Genomic DNA, 16,196 nt, shown 5'->3' with positions numbered 1-16,196 from the left:
GGGACCGGGCGCCTGCAGGGGCATGACCGCGCACCCACACGACGCCGCGTCGTCCGCATACGATGTAGCCAAGATCGAAGCCCGTCGCCCTCACGCCGGACGGAGCGCTGCTTGATCGGGAGCGGATGATGGATCTGCGGCAGATGGAGGTCGTCGTCTCGGTGGCGGACACGGGTGGTTTCACGGCAGCGGCCCGGCAGCTGCACGTGGTTCAGTCCGCCGTGTCCAGCACGGTCCGGGCCCTCGAACGCGAACTGGGCACCCCCTTGTTCGACCGCACCACACACCGCGTCGCCCTCACCCCGGCCGGCGAGGCGTTCGTCCCCGCCGCACGCGCGACGCTCCGGGCCGCCGAGCTGGCCCGGGAGGCCGTCGATGCCGTACGGGGGCAGCTGCGCGGGCGGGTGACGGTTGGCACGATGCAGGGGGTATGGGCGGGACTCCATCACGCCTTGGCCGCCCTGCGTGCGGAGCATCCGGGCGTGGTCGTGCAGCTGCGACAGGCGGCCGTCGCCGACATCCGGCAGGCACTGCGTGAGGGCACGGTGGACCTGGCCGTGGTGGCACTCGACCGCCAGCAGCAGCGCGGGCTCGCGACCCGGCTGTTGTCCCGCGAGGACATGGTGCTGCTGGCGGCACCCCGGCGGGTGCTCGCCGGAGCGACACCGAACGGCGAGGTCCGGCTCGCCGACATCGCCCAGTTGCCCCTGGTGGACTTCACACCCGGCTGGGCCATCCGCCACGCGGTCGACCGGGCCTTCCGGGCCGCGGGCGTCGACCGCAGCACGACGTTCGAGGTGAACGACATCGGCGCGGCAGCCGAACTGGTCCGCAACGACCTGGGCGTCTGCATCATGCCCAAGTCCATTGCGGACCGCTTCCCCGATCTGCCCCAGTACCGGTTCGACCGGCACGCACCGAACTGGAAGATCATGGTGGTACGACCTCCTGGCGAGTCACCACCGGCGGTCGCCGCGCTGCTGCGGCACATCACCTGACGGCGGCTGGGGCGCCTCTTGGCCGTCACAGCCGTCACAGCCGTCTACCAGGTACTGAGCGCCTGTCCTGGATCCGCTGGACGGCCCCTGACGGTCGTCACGACCTGTGCCATGTGGTGCCCAGCGACGGGCCGATGACGAGGACGGGTGCGTCCCCAGGGCCGTCGAACCGGTACTGCAGAGTGTGGACGGGCAGGGCCTGGGCCGTGGGCGGAATCCGTACGGGAGGTACGGGCGCCGCGGGCTCCACCGGCCGCTCCTGGTGCCCCGGCTGCGGGGCGGCGGGTACCGGCTGCCCCTGCTGTGCGGTCTGCGGGACACGCGCGGTCTGCGGGACCGGTACGGGCTGCGGGGTATTCATGTCACTGGCGTCGCTCACTTGCTCCAGGATGGTGAGCAATCCGTCGGCCTCCGGTCAGGGGGTCGCCGCAGATGCGACATATACGACAGGGTTCATCGGATCGGACATGTCGACGGTGATGTCCTGGGTGGGCCGCGGGTCCTTGTTGGTGTGCGTGGTGCCCGCCCACTCGACGCCGGGGCCGAAGCTCCAGCCCGTGATCTTCTGGTCGCGGTCGCCGATGCTGACCTTGCCGGTCTCCAGGGCGGCGCGGCCGCTGCCCAGCCGGCTCAGGAACCGGTCGAGCCCGGCGGACGTGGTACGGAACTCCACGTACAGCCGACTGGCCTTCCAGTTGTTGGTCTCGTAGTACTGCACGTCCAGGGCGTTGCCGGGCATCGGCAGCTCGAAGATCCGGCGCTGCATCCGGGACGGCCAGCCCTCCCTGAGCCCTTGTGCGGACGCCTCGGCCTCCTTGTTCTGGCCGGAGCGGCGGCTCTGCCCCGCGGAGATCAGCAGATAGCCGGCCGGGATGCCGATGAGCAGCACGATGATCGTCGCCGTGATCAGGCGGCGGCGGATCACCCGGCGCCGGTCCTGCGGCGGCTTGTCGTCGGGCGGCGAGGACTGGCGCGGCAGAACGGGGTGCTCGGCTGTGGTCATGTCTGTGACGATCCCTAGGAGGTGCGAGTGCTGCGCGTGTTACGGATGGTGCTCGCGGCCTGGTCGTAGATCTGTGCGTACCGCTCGTACCGCTCGACACGGCGACGGTTGGTACGGCGGAATCTGCGGGCCACCAGCCGGGCCAGGTCGGCGGCGCCGACCATACCTGCCTCCGGGCCGAGCTGCGCCTTCGCGATGCGGGCCTCGGGGCGGTAGCCACGGCCGGTGAGGTGGCGCTTGAAGGCGTCCCTGGCGGGGCCGATGAGGAGGTCGTCGGCGGCGCTGACGCCGCCGCCGATGACGAAGCAGGAGGGGTCGAGCGCGGCGGCCAGATTGGCGATGCCGACGCCGAGCCACTGGCCGATGTCCTGGAGGAGTTCGACGCACATCGCATCGCCCTCACGGGCCAGTTCGGTGATGAGGGGCCCGGTGATATCGGGGATGTTCCCCTTGACCCGCTCGATGATGCCGTGCGCCACCGGGGAGTCCGCCGCGGCCAGCTCCTTGGCCTCTCGGACCAGGGCGTTGCCGGAGCTGTACTGCTCCCAGCAGCCGCGGTTCCCGCAGGGGCAGCGGTGCCCGCCGGGCACCACCTGCATGTGTCCGAACTCACCGGCGACGCCGTACTTGCCGCGCTTGACCTGACCGTCCTCCAGGATCGCGCCCCCGATGCCGGTACCGAGCGTGATCATGACGAGGTGGTCCTCGCCGCGGCCCGCTCCGAAGCGCCACTCCGCCCAGGCGGCGGTGTTGGCGTCGTTGTCGACCATGACGGGGACGACGAGGCGGGAGGCGAGGGCGTCGCGCAGCGGTTCGTCACGCCAGGCGAGGTGCGGGGCGAAGAGCACCTTGGAGCGGTCCGCGTCGACCCAGCCGGCCGCCCCGATGCCCACGGCGTGCACATCGTGCCGGTCGGAGAGGTCCAGGACCAGCTCGACGATGGTGTCCTCGACGACCTTGGGGCTCTTGGACTTGTCCGGCGTCTCGGTACGCAGCTGCTCCAGGATGTTGCCGTCGGCGTCGACGACGCCGGCCATCACCTTCGTGCCCCCGATGTCGATGCCGACGGTGGGTACCCGCGGCGCCGTGAGGTGCGAGCGCCGCTCCCGGGTGCCTACGGTCCGCAGGACGGTGGCGCGGGCGGAGCCGCGGTGTGTGAAGTCGCGGTACGTGCTCATCGTCCCTGCGGGGTCTGGTGGGGGGACCGGGGGCGGTGCTCCCGGCGGCGGACTTCGCCCGTCGGGCTCGATTCTGCCACTGCCGGGGCACCGCGGCTGGCGGACCGGGTTCTCGGGGGCCGGTACCGGCCCGGGACTACTGGGGGTCGTCGGCGACCCGGTGGCCGCCCAGATGGGTCGGACCCGGGGCCCGCTCCAGCTCGTGGCTGAGCTCCTCGAGCTCGCTGCCGCCCGCCATCTGGCGGGTCAGCTCGTCCAGAGTGATGCTCGCCTTGGTGTGGCTGCCGGACATGGCGCCCCGCTTGAGCAGGACGAACCGGTCGCCGACGAGATACGCATGGTGCGGGTTGTGCGTGATGAGGACCACGCCGAGTCCCGCGTCGCGGGCGGCCGCGACGTACTTGAGGACGACCCCGGACTGCTTGACGCCGAGCGCGGCGGTGGGCTCGTCCAGGACGAGGACCTTGGCGCCGAAGTAGACGGCCCGTGCGATCGCGACGCACTGGCGCTCACCGCCGGAGAGCGTGCCGATCGGCTGGTCGACGTCGCGCAGGTCGATGCCCATGCGCAGCAGCTCGGAGCGGGTCGTCTCGCGCATCAGCCGCACGTCGAGGCGTTTGAAGGGGCCCGCGCCGGTGGTCGGCTCGGAGCCGAGGAAGAAGTTCCGCCAGACCGGCATCAGGGGGACGACGGCCAGGTCCTGGTAGACCGTGGCGATGCCGCGGTCGAGGGCGTCGCGCGGGTTGGCGAGGGTGGTCTCCTCGCCGTCGATGAGGAAGGTCCCCGCGTCGTGCCGGTGCAGCCCCGCGATGATCTTGATCAGGGTGGACTTGCCGGCGCCGTTGTCGCCGAGGACGCAGGAGATCTCCCCCGCGTGGACCTCCAGCGAGACGTCCGTCAGGGCCTTGATGTTGCCGTAGAACTTACTGACGTGATCCAGCTCGACGAGCGCCCGATGGGACGTCTCCCGGTCGGCCGGTGCCTGGGGGGCCGTCATTTCGTCGCCTCCGCGCGCTTGCGTACCCATGCGTTGAGCAGGGTGGCCAGGAGCAGCATGGCTCCGAGGAAGAACTTGAACCAGTCCGGGTTCCACTCCGCGTACACGATGCCCTTGCTGGTCATGCCGAAGATGAAGGCACCGATCGCGGAGCCGATCGCGGAGCCGTAGCCGCCGGTGATCAGACAGCCGCCGATGACGGCCGCGATGATGTAGATCAGCTCGTTGCCGACGCCCTCGCCGGACTGCACCACGTCGAACGAGAACAGCAGATGCTGCCCGGAGACCCAGGCGGCGAAGGCGACCCCGAGGTAGAGCCCGATCTTGGTACGGATCACCGGTACGCCGACCGCGCGGGCCGCGTCGGCCTCGCCGCCGACCGCGAAGATCCAGTTGCCGAAGCGGGTGCGGAGCAGGATCCAGGTGGCGACCGCGACGAGCACGGCCCACCACAGAATGGTGACCTTCAGCTCGACGCCGCCGATGGTCCACTGCGAGGCGAAGACCTGCCGGGCCGAGTCGAAGCCCTCCATGTCGGCGATGGACTTCGTCGACACGGTCCCGCTGATCAGCTTGGTGAAGCCCAGATTGAGGCCGGTGAGCATCAGGAACGTACCGAGCGTGATGATGAAGCTCGGCAGTTTGGTACGGGTCAGCATGAAGCCGTTGAACGCCCCGATGGCCAGGGTGACCAGCAGCGACACCAGAACGCCGACCCAGACGTTGGCCGTCATCTGATAGCTGAACATCGACGAGATCAGCGCGGAGCTGGTGACCAGCACACCGGCGGAGAGGTCGAACTCGCCGCCGATCATCAGCAGCGCCACGGGCGCGGCCATGATCCCGATGGTGGAGGCCGCGTACAGCACCGTGCCGAGGCTGGAGGCACGCAGGAAGCTGTCGGCGACGATCGAGAAGAAGATGAAGACGGCCGCGGCACCGACCACCGAGCCGAGTTCGGGGCGGCCGAGCAGTTTGCGCAGCGGCGAGGTGCGCAGCAGCCGCTCGTCGGCCCCGGCCGGGGCCGACGGTCCTGCAACCGTGCTCATCGGGTCCCCCGCTTCGTGTATTGCGCCAGCTCGGCGGCGTCCTTCGAGGTGATGATCTGCGGGCCGGTGAGGACCGGGCGTCCGCCGCCGAGCACATTGCGGTTGTAGCGGTACAGCCACAGCAGGTCCACGGCCTCGTACCCCTGGAGGTAGGGCTGCTGGTCGACCGCGAAGCCGAGGGTCTTGTCCTGGAGCGCCGTGGCGACCTTGGCGTTCAGGTCGAAGGTGTCGATCTCGGCCTTGCTGCCCGCGGTCTTCTTCGCCTTGACGGCGGCGTCCGCGAACGGCGCGCCGAGGGTGACGACCGCGTCGATGTTCTTGTCGGCCTGGAGCTTCGCCTCGATGGACGCCTGGACGTCGGGCATGTTGGTGCCTTCGACGTACAGGTTCTGCATCTGCCCGTCGAACGTCTTCTTCGCTCCGGCGCAGCGCTGCTCATGGCCGACGTTGCCCTGCTCGTGCAGGATGCACAGGGCCTTCTTGCGGCCCCGCGCGTTGAGCTCGTCGCCCACGGCCTCACCCGCGATCGACTCGTCCTGGCCGATATGCGTGAGCGCGCCGAACCGCTTGGACTCCGCGGAGCCCGAATTCACCGTGATCACCGGGATACCGGCCTTGGTGGCCTTGGCGACGACGTCCTTCATCGCGTCGGGCTTGGCGAGTGTGACGATCAGCCCGTCGACCTTCTGGTCGATGGCGGCCTGGACGAGCTGGGCCTGCTGCTGCGCCTCGTCGTTGTGCGAGTACAGGAACTTGATGTTGTCCTTGACGGCCGCCTGCTCGGCGCCCCGCTGGACGATGTCCCAGAAGGTGTCGCCGTCGCCCGAGTGGGTGACCATGGCGAAGGTCCATCGGGGCGTGTTCACCGCGGACCGGCCCTCGGCTGCGGCCTGGGCCGCGCGCTCCTCCGCCCGCTTGCCACCGGTGCTGCTGCATCCCACGAGGGAAGCCCCGAGCACCGCCGCAAGCACGGCGCCCATCGCACGTACCCCTGTCCGAACCCTTGCCACGACGCCGTGCCCTTCTTGTGCTGCTCGCTGTGCTGCTTGGTGGGGCTGGAGACGTTTCACTCCCTGCCCGGCTGGCCAAGTATCCCCGAGCCGCCGACGGCGCCGCCCGGCAGGGGCGGGGCACGTATGTCGGCACGGGGTGTGCACGGCGGCGCGCGGGACGGTCATCGGGTGCCGCGCGCGGTGTATTCCTCCAGCTGCGGCACGTCGTCGGCAGTGACGATCGCCGGGCCGGTGAGCACCGGCTTTCCGCCGCCGATGACGTTTCCGTTGGTCTTGTTCAGCCACAGTTCGTCGATGGCGAGATAGCCCTGGAGGTAGGGCTGCTGGTCGACGGCGAAGCCGACCTCATCGGCCTTCAGCCGCTTGACGACCTCGGCGTTCAGATCGAATGTGTCGACCTCCGCCCTGCTGCCGGAGCCCTCCTTGGCCTTGACGGAGGCGGCGGCGAAGGGTGCACCCAGGGTGACGACCGCGTCGATGCCCTTGTCGGCCTGGAGCTTCGCTTCGATCGAGGAGGTGGAGGCGGGCATATTGGTGCCCTCCACATTGAGGTTCTCCACGGTGCCCTTGAAGGTCTTGCGCACACCGGCGCAGCGCTCCTCCAGCGACACGTTGCCCTGCTCGTGGATGACGCAGACGGCCTTCTTGCGGCCCCGCGCATCGAGCTCCTCGCCGACGGCCTCACCCGCGACCTTCTCGTCCTGTCCGATGTGCCCGAGCGCGCCGATCTCCTTGGAGAACTGCGCGCCCGAGTTGATGGTCACGACGGGTATGCCGGCCTTCACGGCCTTGGCGACGACGTCCTTGACCGCTTCCGGCTTGGCGAGGGTGACAACGATGCCGTCGACCTTCTGGTCGATGGCGGCCTGGACGAGCTGGGCCTGTTCCTTGCCCTCCTTGTTCGCCGAGTACAGGAACTCGACGTTGTCCTTGGCCGCCGCCTGCTTCGCGCCGCTCTGCACGATGTCCCAGAAGGTGTCGCCCTCTCCGGAGTGCGTGACCATCGCGATCTTCATCCGGGGGGTGGAGACCGCCTTGCCCCCGCTGCCGCTCGCTTCCCGGGGCCTCTCCTCGGCGCTCTTGCCTCCGGAGCTGCTGCATCCGGTGACGGTGAGGCCGATGCCGATGGCGGTCGTGGCGATCAGGATTGCCGACTTGCGAAAGCTGCGCATCGTGGGTCCGCCCTCTCTCCCCGCCGCCCGAGTGCGGCTGGCGGCAGTTCTAGCGCTGGGCGCCTCGGACGTCAACGGGCCCCGTGGCCGTCGTCAACGCACGAGCAGCTGGAAATCGAAGGAGTAGCGCGAGGCCCGGTAGATGTGGGAGCCGAACTCGACCGCCCGCCCGGTGTCGTCGAAGGTGGTGCGTTCCATCGTCAGCAGTGCGGCCCCCTCGGCCTCGCCGAGTGAGGCCGCCTCGTCGACGGTGGCGAGCCGGGCGCCGACGGTCTGGCGGGCGCTGTGCAGGGTGATGCCCGCGCCTCGCATCATCCGGTAGAGGCCGGTGGTTTCCAGCCGTTCGGTGCCCAGGTCGACGATCCCGAGGGGCAGGTGGTTGCGCAGGAGTGCCAGCGGCTCGTCGTGCGCGTACCGCAGCCGCTCGACGAGGTGTACGTCGGTGCCCTCCGCGACCGCGAGTGCGTCGGCGACCGAGGCGTCGGCGGGCTCGACGGTGTTGCGCAGGACGCGGGTCGTGGGGTGCCCGCCCGCGGCCTCCAGGTCGTCGTACAGGCTGCTCAGTTCGAGCGGGCGCCTGACCCTGCTGTGCACGACCTGGGTGCCGACGCCGCGACGACGGACCATCAGCCCTTTGTCGACCAGTGACTGGATGGCCTGGCGGACGGTGGGCCGGGACAGGCCGAGCCGGGCCGCGAGTTCGATCTCGTTGCCGAGGAGGCTGCCGGGGGCGAGCCGGCCCTGCTCGATGGCCGCTTCCAGCTGCTGGGCCAGCTGGTAGTAGAGGGGAACCGGACTGGAGCGGTCCACGCCGAGTTCAAGTGCGGCCGGGTCGGTGGTGGGTTTGGGCACGCGTGGAGGGTATCCCTCAGAACCTCCGGTAGTCAGGTCGTTCTGTTGTCCGGACAGCATGAACACCGAACAAACTCGCACTTTGTCAGGACATATAGTTGACAGAGCAGTCGGTGGGCGGCACGTTGGGTCCATGCGTATCGGACTCATCGGCACCGGTCGGATCGGTTCCTTCCACGCGGGCGTGCTGGCCCGCCATCCCGAGGTGGACGCCCTGGTGGTGACGGACACCGACCGGGCGCGGGCCACCGAGGTCGCGGACCGCGTCGGTGCGACGGCCACGGACAGCGCAGCCGAGATGTTCGGCGCGGGGGTGGACGCCGTGGTGATCGCCTCGGCCACTTCGGCGCACGCGGAACTGATCGGGCGGGCCGCACGGGCGGGACTGCCCGCGTTCTGCGAGAAACCGATCGCACTGGACCTGCCGGGGACACTGAGCGCGCTGTGCGAGGTCGACCGGGCGGGGAGCGTTCTCCAACTGGGCTTCATGCGCAGGTTCGACGCGGGGTACGGAGCGGCGCGCACCGCCGTGCGGGCAGGGGTGCTGGGCAGGCTGCACACCGTACGGGCGATGACCATGGACCCCGCGCCGCCGCCCGCCGCGTATCTGCCGCTCTCCGGGGGGCTGTACCGGGACTGTCTGGTCCATGACTTCGACATGCTGCGATGGGTGACGGGCCGCGAGGTGACCGAGGTGTACGCCACCGGATCGGATGCCGGGCCCGAGATGTTCCGGGCGGCCGACGACGTCGACACGGCGGCGGCCCTGCTGACCCTCGACGACGGCACCCTGGCCACGGCGACGGCCACCCGCTGCAACGGCGCCGGTTATGACGTGCGGATGGAACTGGCGGGCGAACTGGACCAGATCACGGTCGGCCTGGACGGCCGGACACCGGTCACCTCGGCGGAGCCGCAGGGCCCAGCCGCACCGGTCAGCCCTTGGCCGGGCTTCCTGGAGCGGTTCGCCCCGGCGTACGAGGCGGAACTGGACGCGTTCGTACGGGTGGTGCGGGGCGAGCTGCCCAATCCGTGCGACGGGCGGGAAGCATGGTACGCGCTGCTGATCGCGGAGGCGTGCGAGGTGTCCCGCCGGGAGCGGCGCCCCGTGCGGATCGCGGAGATCGCCGACGCGGCAGCCGTCCGGTCCGGCGCTCGCGCCGCGGGATGAACTGCCGCCGGCCGAGCGCCGGGGCGCGGTCAAGGCACTTCAGGACGGTGTGGCGGACAGCACGGTCCCCTGGGCGACCGCGCAGAGGGTCTTCGCCCCGTCCTCCGCCGCGGCGAACAGCTCGCAGCGGACCACGGCCTGACGGCGGCCGGTGTGCACGACATCCGCGTGGGCGATGAGCGTGCGGCCGGTGGCGGGCCGTATGTACTGGATGGAGAAACCGCCGGTCAGCACGGCCGGCCCGAGGGTCGTCCCGGCGGCGAAGGTGATCGAGTTGTCGGCGGCGTAGGCCAGGACACCGCCATGCAGAAAGCCGTTCTGCTGCTGGAGTTCCTGACGGATGTCCACTTCGAGTGTGGCGGATCCGTCCCCGAAGGCGGTGATCCGCGCCCCGACGAGCCCGCTGAACGGCTGGCTGTCGAGGACCTTCTGCGCCATCTGCAAATCAAGTCCGGTCATGACAGAGCTTTTTACCTCACCAGCGGACGGGCAGCTCGCGTACCCCACGGATCAGCATCCCCGGGAGCCAGTCCGGCTTCCCGGCGTCCACGTCCAGTGCGAGACGAGGGCACCGCTCCAGCAGCGTACGGATCGCGATCCGGCCTTCCATCCGGGCCAGCGGTGCCCCCAGACAGAAGTGCAGGCCGTGTCCGAAGGCCAGGTGGCCCTGGGTGTCGCGGCGGATGTCGAAGCGGTCCGGTTCCGGATAGCGGCCGGGGTCGCGGTCGGCGCCCGCCAGGGAGATCAGAACCGGCTCGCCCGCCGGAATGACCCGCTGCCCGATCTCGACCGGTTCGCGGGGGAAGCGGAACGTGGCGGTCTCCACCGGTCCGTCATAGCGCAGCATCTCCTCGACCGCGCCGTCGAGCAGGCCGAAGTCGGCCCGAAGTGCGCCCAGTTGGTCCGGGTGGTGAAGCAATGCCCGTACTCCGTTGGAGATCAGGTTGACCGTGGTCTCATGGCCGGCGACGAGCAGCAGGAAGGCCATGCCCACGAGCTCGTCGGGCGACAGCCCGTCCCCCTCCTCGTCACGCGTCCTGACCAGGGCGCTCATCAGGTCGTCACCCTGCGAGCACCGCTTGTCCTCGATGAGCTCGGCGAGGTACACGCCCATGGCGACCACCGCCTCGCGCTCCTGCTCCGGCGTGGACGGGGTGACGACGTCGTTCGACAGTTTGCGGAAGGTGTTCCGGTCCAGGTCCGGCACGCCGATCAGTTCGCAGATGACGGTCATCGGCAGCGGGAAGGCGAGCGCGTCCACGAGATCGGCGCGCCCGGCGGGCACCATCGCGTCGAGGAGCTCGTCGGTGATCTGCTGGACGCGCGGGCGCAGGGCCTCGACCCGGCGTGCGGTGAACTCCCGGGTGACGAGCTTGCGCAGCCGGGTGTGATGGGGTGCGTCCAGCTCCAGCATGTTGGCGAAGATCGGATCGTTCCCCTCGGGCCGGTCCACCAGCCCCTGCCACTCCTTGCCGAACCGCTGGTCGGCAAGTGCTGCGCGGCCCTCGCCGTACCCGACCACGAGCCAGATCCGCTCGAATTCGTCGGTGCGGATGGTGTGCACGGGACCTGCGGCACGCAGCTTCTCGTAGTACGGATAGGGATTCGCGGTGAAGTCCTTGACTCCGCGCAGATCGACATCGACGTGGCTGCTGGCATCGGACATGGGATCGCCCCTCCCGGTCTGATCGGCTCGATCGCTCGCGATCGACCGGTTCAGCCTATGTCGCCGGGGCTGCGCCGTCGTCGTCCAGCAGGCCTGCGTCGTGTACCAACAGCGCGATCTGGACACGGTTGTTGAAATCGAATTCGGCCAGGATCCGGGACACCTGCGTCTTCACGGTCGCCACGCTCAGATAGAGCGTGGCGGCGATCTCGGCGTTGGAGCGGCCGTGTCCGACGGCGATCGCGACCTCGCGTTCCCGGTCGGCGAGCGTGGCGATCAGCCGTCGTGCCCGGTCGGCGCGGTCCACCCGGCCGTCCCGGCCGCCGCCGGGCCCGGTCCCGGCGGCTCGGGCCATGAGCCGGCGGGTCACCGCGGGCGACAGCACCGGATCACCGGCCGCCACCCGCCGCACCGAGTCGACGATCTGGGCCGGAGGAGTGTCCTTCAGGACAAAGCCGGCGGCTCCGGCGCGGATGGCCCGCAGCACCTGTTCGTCGGCGTGGAATGTCGTCAGGACGATGACCTCCGGGGCATCGGGACGGGTCCGCAGTGCCTCCGTCGCCGTCAGCCCGTCCATGACCGGCATCCGGATGTCCATCAGCACCACATCGGGGCGGAGCCGGTCGACGAGATCCGCGACCTCGAAGCCGTCGGCCGCCTCCCCCACGATGTCGATGTCGTCGGCGCCGCCGAGCATGAGAGCGAGACCGGCCCGTACGAGCGGGTCGTCGTCGACGATGAGCAGCCGGACGGGCTGCACCACGGGATCCATGGGGGTCGGGGCGGTCATGATGCCAACCGTAGTCAGGTCCGGACACCGGATGGGCCGGGAATCCTTGCGTCCGCCCCGGACCGTCCGGCGGTCAGGGCGACCACGGCAGCCAGGCGCGGATGCCGAAGCCGCCGTCCGCCGCCGGACCGTGGTCGAGGCGGCCGCCGGCCAGGGTGGCACGTTCCGTGAGGCCGATGAGCCCCTGGCCGGAGCCGGGGACCTGCTCGAACGGTTCGGTGGGCGCCGGATTGCTTACCTCGACGGTGAGTCCGTCGCCCGGGCCGCCGGTGACCGTGACGGTGACCTCGGCGCCCGGTGCGTGTTTACGGGCGTTGGTCAGGCCCTCCTGGGCGATGCGGTAGACCGTGCGGCCGGTGGCGGCGGGGGCCGCGGCGGGATCGGTGATGTCGTTGTCGAGGGTGACTTTCATCCCGGCCAGACGGGACTCGGCGATCAGCGCGTCCAGGGTGGCGAGGGTGGGTGTCGGCCGGTCGCCGTCGCTCTCACCCGGGCTGCGCAGGACGCCGATGATCTCGCGGAGGTCCTGGAGGGCCTCGTGTGCGCTGTCCCGGATGACCCCGGCGGCCCGAGCCACCTCGGCCGGGGGTGCGTCGGGGCGGAATTCGAGGGCGCCGGCGTGGACGCTGAGGAGGGTCAGCCGGTGGGCGAGGACATCGTGCATCTCACGGGCGATGGCCTCGCGGGCCAGCCGCTGCGCCTGCTCGGCGCGGAGCCCGGCCTCGGTCTCGGCCCGGCGGGCCCGCTCCCGGAGCGTGACGACGAGCTGGCGTCTGGACCGTACGACCATGCCCCAGCTGAGCACCAGCAGCGACATCAGCACACCGATGACCGTCGACTCGATGAGCGAGCTGCTCGGGTCGGGGCGTAGATACGGCTGTACGGGGGCGGTGACCAGAGCGAGCACCCCGATGGCCGCCACGGGGCGGACCGGCCGGTGCACGGCGACGCTGAACAGGGCTACGAGCATGGCCCCGGCCGCGACCGGTTCGACGGTGGAGACCAGAATCAGGCCCACCGCGAGGCCGACCGGCCACCGCCGCCGTACCCACAGGGCGCAGCAGGCGACTGCTCCGATCAGGCAGTCGACGAAGAGGACGCCGTCGGAGGTGGTGCGGTCGGCCTCGATCGTCGCCGCCGCGAGCAGGCCGATCCCCGCCGCGCAGAGGAAGGCGGTGATGTCGACGATCCAGTCCCGCACGGTGCGCCGCGAGTGGCCGCCCTGGTCACCGGACAGTTCGGGGTCGGCCATCGCCGAGGGCAGCAGCCAGCGGTACTCCGTACGCGTCATACGGCAAAAAATACCCAGGTCAGGCGCGGTTCCCTGAGGTTCGGTCCCAGGAAGCCACCAAAGTTGCGGGATGCGAGACTTTCGGCGGAGTGCGGCAGTCCGGTGGTCGGGGTTGCGGTCTTGAGCGGTGGTGCGGCGGCCGGCCGGCTCAAGGAGCAGCCGGAGTCACCGCCCGGCGGCCCCAGCCCGTCCCCACCAGGACCAGGACCCCGCCCACCATGCCGAGGACGCCGAGCCGTTCACCGCCGATCGCGATGCCCACGGCGGCGGCCCACAGCGGTTCCGTACCGAGCAGCAGGCTGACCCGGGACGGCGAGGTGCGGCGTACCGACCACATCTGTACGAAGAAGGCGAAGAGCGTGCAGAAGACGGAGAGGAAGAGCAGCCCGCCCCACTCCCGGACGCCGAACCCGGCGGCCACGGTCCACGGCGCCTCGCCGGTGCCGGGCACGGCGGCGAGCACGGCGAAGACGGCGACCGCGCTGCCGAGCTGGACCGTGGTCAGCGACAGCGAGTCCGCCCCCTGCACCGACTTGATGCGGGCCATCAGCAGCACATGCACGGTACGGGCGAGGGCGGCCACCAGCATCAGCAGATCGCCCGCCGACGGGGCGGTGAATCCGCCGCCCTGGGTCAGCAGCGCGACACCGGCCACCGAGACCCCGGCGGCGGCAAGGAAGGCCCTGGGCGGCCGGACGCGGGTGACGGCGGCCTCGGCGAGCGGAGTGAAGATCACGGTGAGACTGATGATGAGCCCGGCGTTGGTCGCCGAGGTGTGCACGACGCCGTACGTCTCCACCAGGAAGATCCCGTTGAGGACCAGACCCAGCAGACCGGCGCCCCGCCACTGCGCCGCCTGCTGTCGCCGCCGGCAGCAGCCGACCGATGTCGAGGGCCGCGGTCGTCGCGACCGTACGCGCGCCGGCGATGCGCTACGCCTCCGGCTGAGGGTCGGAAAGGGCGAAGGATCCGAACTGCGCGCGGCCGGTGGGCCGGTAGGTGTGGATCGAGATGCCGTTCGGGGTCGTGCGTGCCTCGGTCTGTTCGAAGGCGGTCGGCAGCCCGCCGTCCGGGAAGAGCTTGCGGCCCCGGCCGAGCACGACCGGGTGGACGAGGAGGTTGTACTCGTCGATCAGGTCATGTGCCATCAGGGACCGGGCGAGGGAGCCACTTCCGTGGATCTGGAGCTCGCCGCCGTCCGTCCGCTCCTTGATCCGGGCGACCTCCTCGACGACGTCGGTGGAGATGACGGTCGTGTTCTGCCAGTCCGCCTTCTCCAGGGTGGTCGAGACGACGTACTTGGGGTACCGGTTGAGGCGGCCGGCGATCGGGTCGTCGGGGTCGGTCACCTTGGGCCAGTGTCCGGCGAAGATGTCGTACGTACAGCGGCCCAGCAGAAACGCAGCGCACCGGTCGAACACCTCGGTCATGAACTGCCCCATGCCCTCGTCCGCGAACGGTACGAGCCAGCCGCCGTACTCGAACCCGCCGCTGGTGTCCTCGTCGGGGCCGCCGGGCGCCTGCATGACTCCGTCGAGCGAGAGAAATGTGGTGAGAGTCAGCTTCGTCATGGTCCTTATGGTCCTTCGCCTGGTCCGGAATCGATCGCTTCCCCCTTGTGACCCCACTCTCGTCCGGAACTCATCGGTCCACCCGGCAGAAACCCGTTCCCGGGCCCCGCGCCCCGGCCCGCCCTACCCTGGTCAGTAAGGTTTCCGAACAAAAAGGGAAATCATGACCGAGACCCCGGTTCACCCCCTGAACGACGGCCGCGCCATTCCCGCCGTCGGGCTCGGCACCTGGCCGTTGGGCGACGACGCGGCGGAGAAGGCCGTCGCCGGGGCCCTGGGCCTCGGCTACCGGCTCGTCGACACCGCACTGAGCTACGGCAACGAGACCGGTACCGGCCGCGGGATCGCCCGCAGCGGCGTGCGGAGGGAGGACGTCTTCGTCACCACCAAGGTCCCGGGCCGGCATCACGGCTACGAGCCGACGCTGGCGTCGTTCGAAAAGTCGCGGCGCAGACTCGGGCTGGAGTACGTGGATCTGTATCTCATCCACTGGCCGTTGCCCCGGCTCGGTCTGTACGTCGACACCTGGAAGGCGCTGATCCGGCTCCGCGAGGACGGTCTCGTGCGCTCGATCGGCGTCTCCAATTTCACCGCGGCCCAGATCGACCGGCTGGAGCAGGAGACGGGGGTGCTGCCGGCCGTCAACCAGATCGAGATGCACCCGCGCATGCCGCAGGAAGGGCTGCGGTCCGCGCATGCCGCCAAGGGCATCGTCACGGAGAGCTGGAGCCCGCTCGGCCGCGGGCGCGATCTGCCGGCCGCCCCGGAGCTGGTCGCCGTCGCCGACGCGCACGGTGTGACGCCCGCTCAGGCCGTGCTGCGCTGGCACACCCAGCTCGGTGCCGTACCGATCCCCAAGTCGGCCGATCCGGGGCGGCAGCGCGAGAACCTGGACCTGTTCGGCTTCGAGCTGACGGCGGACGAGCTGGCCCGCATCTCGGCCGGGCCGCGGCAGCGGTTCGGCGGGGATCCCGAGGTCCACGAGGAGTACTGAGGGGGCCTGTCGCGTCGGTGTGCGGTCGTGCCGCCGTGTCCGCGTCACTCGGCACGGACACACCGACGTGCGGATCACCGCGAGCGCGGGGTGAGCTCCGCCATCCGGGACCAACCCTCGCCCGGTACCTCGACGTTGATGATCTCCGGAGTCTGGGCGACGAGATCCGCCATCGTGTCCATCGCCGCGGCGAAGTGCTGCGACTTCACATGGGCCTCCCCGGCCTCGGGAGAGGCGAAGGCCTCCAGCAGGACGAACTGGTCCGGGTTCTCGACGCTGTACGACCACTCGAAGAACACATTGCCGGGCTCCTTCCGGGTGGCGAGGGTGAAGTCCTCGACGGCCGGGAGCCAGTTGTCGCGGTCGGCGGTGTGGACGGTGAATTTGACGGCGATGAAGATCATGCCCCTAGGGTCCCATATGCCTTGGATGCGGACCGATCGGGCACACC

The 16,196-nt window shown here is 70.2% G+C and carries 17 protein-coding genes and 1 pseudogene; 3 read left to right on the top strand and 15 right to left on the bottom strand.

The features are described from left to right. Positions 1 to 128: 128 nt before the first annotated feature. Positions 129 to 998: a LysR family transcriptional regulator gene (locus tag GA0115254_RS29600; protein ID WP_093898369.1), complete on the top strand. Its 870-nt coding sequence runs from the start codon at positions 129 to 131 to the stop codon at positions 996 to 998. Between the two features lie 97 nt (positions 999 to 1,095). On the opposite strand, the gene GA0115254_RS29595 is transcribed toward GA0115254_RS29600, so the two are convergent. The 8 genes from GA0115254_RS29595 to GA0115254_RS29560 form a co-directional block, all read right to left on the bottom strand. Continuing rightward, entirely contained in the window at positions 1,096 to 1,377 is a 282-nt protein-coding gene (locus tag GA0115254_RS29595) for a hypothetical protein (protein ID WP_141720939.1), read from the bottom strand. A gap of 36 nt (positions 1,378 to 1,413) precedes the next feature. Then, a complete protein-coding gene (locus tag GA0115254_RS29590; RefSeq protein ID WP_093898349.1) occupies positions 1,414 to 2,001 on the bottom strand; it encodes a hypothetical protein in 588 nt (195 codons plus the stop codon). 14 nt (positions 2,002 to 2,015) lie between these two features. Then, positions 2,016 to 3,179, bottom strand: a complete 1,164-nt coding sequence (locus GA0115254_RS29585; protein ID WP_093898348.1) for an ROK family glucokinase — start codon at positions 3,177 to 3,179, stop codon at positions 2,016 to 2,018. A gap of 136 nt (positions 3,180 to 3,315) precedes the next feature. Further along, positions 3,316 to 4,176 (bottom strand): ATP-binding cassette domain-containing protein, encoded by an 861-nt coding sequence (locus GA0115254_RS29580; RefSeq protein ID WP_093898347.1) that lies wholly within the window; start codon positions 4,174 to 4,176, stop codon positions 3,316 to 3,318. Beyond that, entirely contained in the window at positions 4,173 to 5,225 is a 1,053-nt protein-coding gene (locus tag GA0115254_RS29575) for an ABC transporter permease (protein ID WP_093898346.1), read from the bottom strand. The genes GA0115254_RS29580 and GA0115254_RS29575 overlap by 4 nt, the downstream gene beginning before the upstream one ends. Next, entirely contained in the window at positions 5,222 to 6,205 is a 984-nt protein-coding gene (locus GA0115254_RS29570; protein WP_093898345.1) for a sugar ABC transporter substrate-binding protein, read from the bottom strand. The genes GA0115254_RS29575 and GA0115254_RS29570 overlap by 4 nt, the downstream gene beginning before the upstream one ends. A gap of 194 nt (positions 6,206 to 6,399) precedes the next feature. Next, positions 6,400 to 7,410: a sugar ABC transporter substrate-binding protein gene (locus GA0115254_RS29565; protein WP_093898344.1), complete on the bottom strand. Its 1,011-nt coding sequence runs from the start codon at positions 7,408 to 7,410 to the stop codon at positions 6,400 to 6,402. 93 nt (positions 7,411 to 7,503) lie between these two features. Then, on the bottom strand, positions 7,504 to 8,262 hold the full coding sequence (locus tag GA0115254_RS29560) for a GntR family transcriptional regulator (RefSeq protein WP_093898343.1): 759 nt from the start codon (positions 8,260 to 8,262) through the stop codon (positions 7,504 to 7,506). 133 nt (positions 8,263 to 8,395) lie between these two features. Here GA0115254_RS29560 and GA0115254_RS29555 point away from each other — a divergent pair, with 133 nt between their 5' ends. After that, positions 8,396 to 9,433, top strand: coding sequence for a Gfo/Idh/MocA family protein (locus GA0115254_RS29555; protein ID WP_093898342.1), 1,038 nt, complete (start codon positions 8,396 to 8,398; stop codon positions 9,431 to 9,433). 39 nt (positions 9,434 to 9,472) lie between these two features. Here GA0115254_RS29555 and GA0115254_RS29550 read toward each other — a convergent pair whose 3' ends face one another. The 6 genes and pseudogenes from GA0115254_RS29550 to GA0115254_RS29525 form a co-directional block, all read right to left on the bottom strand. Continuing rightward, positions 9,473 to 9,892, bottom strand: a complete 420-nt coding sequence (locus GA0115254_RS29550; RefSeq protein ID WP_093898341.1) for a PaaI family thioesterase — start codon at positions 9,890 to 9,892, stop codon at positions 9,473 to 9,475. 16 nt (positions 9,893 to 9,908) lie between these two features. Continuing rightward, positions 9,909 to 11,099 carry a cytochrome P450 family protein gene (locus GA0115254_RS29545; RefSeq protein WP_093898340.1) on the bottom strand — a complete coding sequence of 397 codons (1,191 nt, stop codon included), beginning with the start codon at positions 11,097 to 11,099 and terminating at the stop codon, positions 9,909 to 9,911. A gap of 55 nt (positions 11,100 to 11,154) precedes the next feature. Further along, a complete protein-coding gene (locus GA0115254_RS29540; protein WP_176740346.1) occupies positions 11,155 to 11,889 on the bottom strand; it encodes a response regulator transcription factor in 735 nt (244 codons plus the stop codon). 73 nt (positions 11,890 to 11,962) lie between these two features. Next, complete coding sequence (locus GA0115254_RS29535; protein ID WP_093898338.1) at positions 11,963 to 13,180, bottom strand: sensor histidine kinase; 1,218 nt, start codon at positions 13,178 to 13,180, stop codon at positions 11,963 to 11,965. 148 nt (positions 13,181 to 13,328) lie between these two features. After that, positions 13,329 to 14,048, bottom strand: a pseudogene (locus tag GA0115254_RS29530) (DMT family transporter); the annotation flags it as partial. Positions 14,049 to 14,112: 64 nt separating this feature from the next. Further along, the gene (locus GA0115254_RS29525; RefSeq protein WP_093898337.1) at positions 14,113 to 14,751 is read right to left on the bottom strand and encodes a dihydrofolate reductase family protein; all 639 of its coding nucleotides are present in this window, start codon (positions 14,749 to 14,751) and stop codon (positions 14,113 to 14,115) included. Positions 14,752 to 14,914: 163 nt separating this feature from the next. On the opposite strand from GA0115254_RS29525, the gene GA0115254_RS29520 reads away from it, so the two are divergent. Continuing rightward, a complete protein-coding gene (locus tag GA0115254_RS29520; RefSeq protein WP_093898336.1) occupies positions 14,915 to 15,745 on the top strand; it encodes an aldo/keto reductase in 831 nt (276 codons plus the stop codon). A 74-nt stretch (positions 15,746 to 15,819) separates the two neighbouring features. On the opposite strand, the gene GA0115254_RS29515 is transcribed toward GA0115254_RS29520, so the two are convergent. Continuing rightward, a complete protein-coding gene (locus GA0115254_RS29515; protein ID WP_093898335.1) occupies positions 15,820 to 16,149 on the bottom strand; it encodes a putative quinol monooxygenase in 330 nt (109 codons plus the stop codon). Between the last annotated feature and the right edge of the window lie 47 nt (positions 16,150 to 16,196).

Origin of the sequence: Streptomyces sp. Ncost-T10-10d, from assembly GCF_900091955.1 — a bacterium.
GTDB lineage: Bacteria > Actinomycetota > Actinomycetes > Streptomycetales > Streptomycetaceae > Streptomyces.
This window is presented reverse-complemented; position numbering and strand designations above follow the sequence as displayed.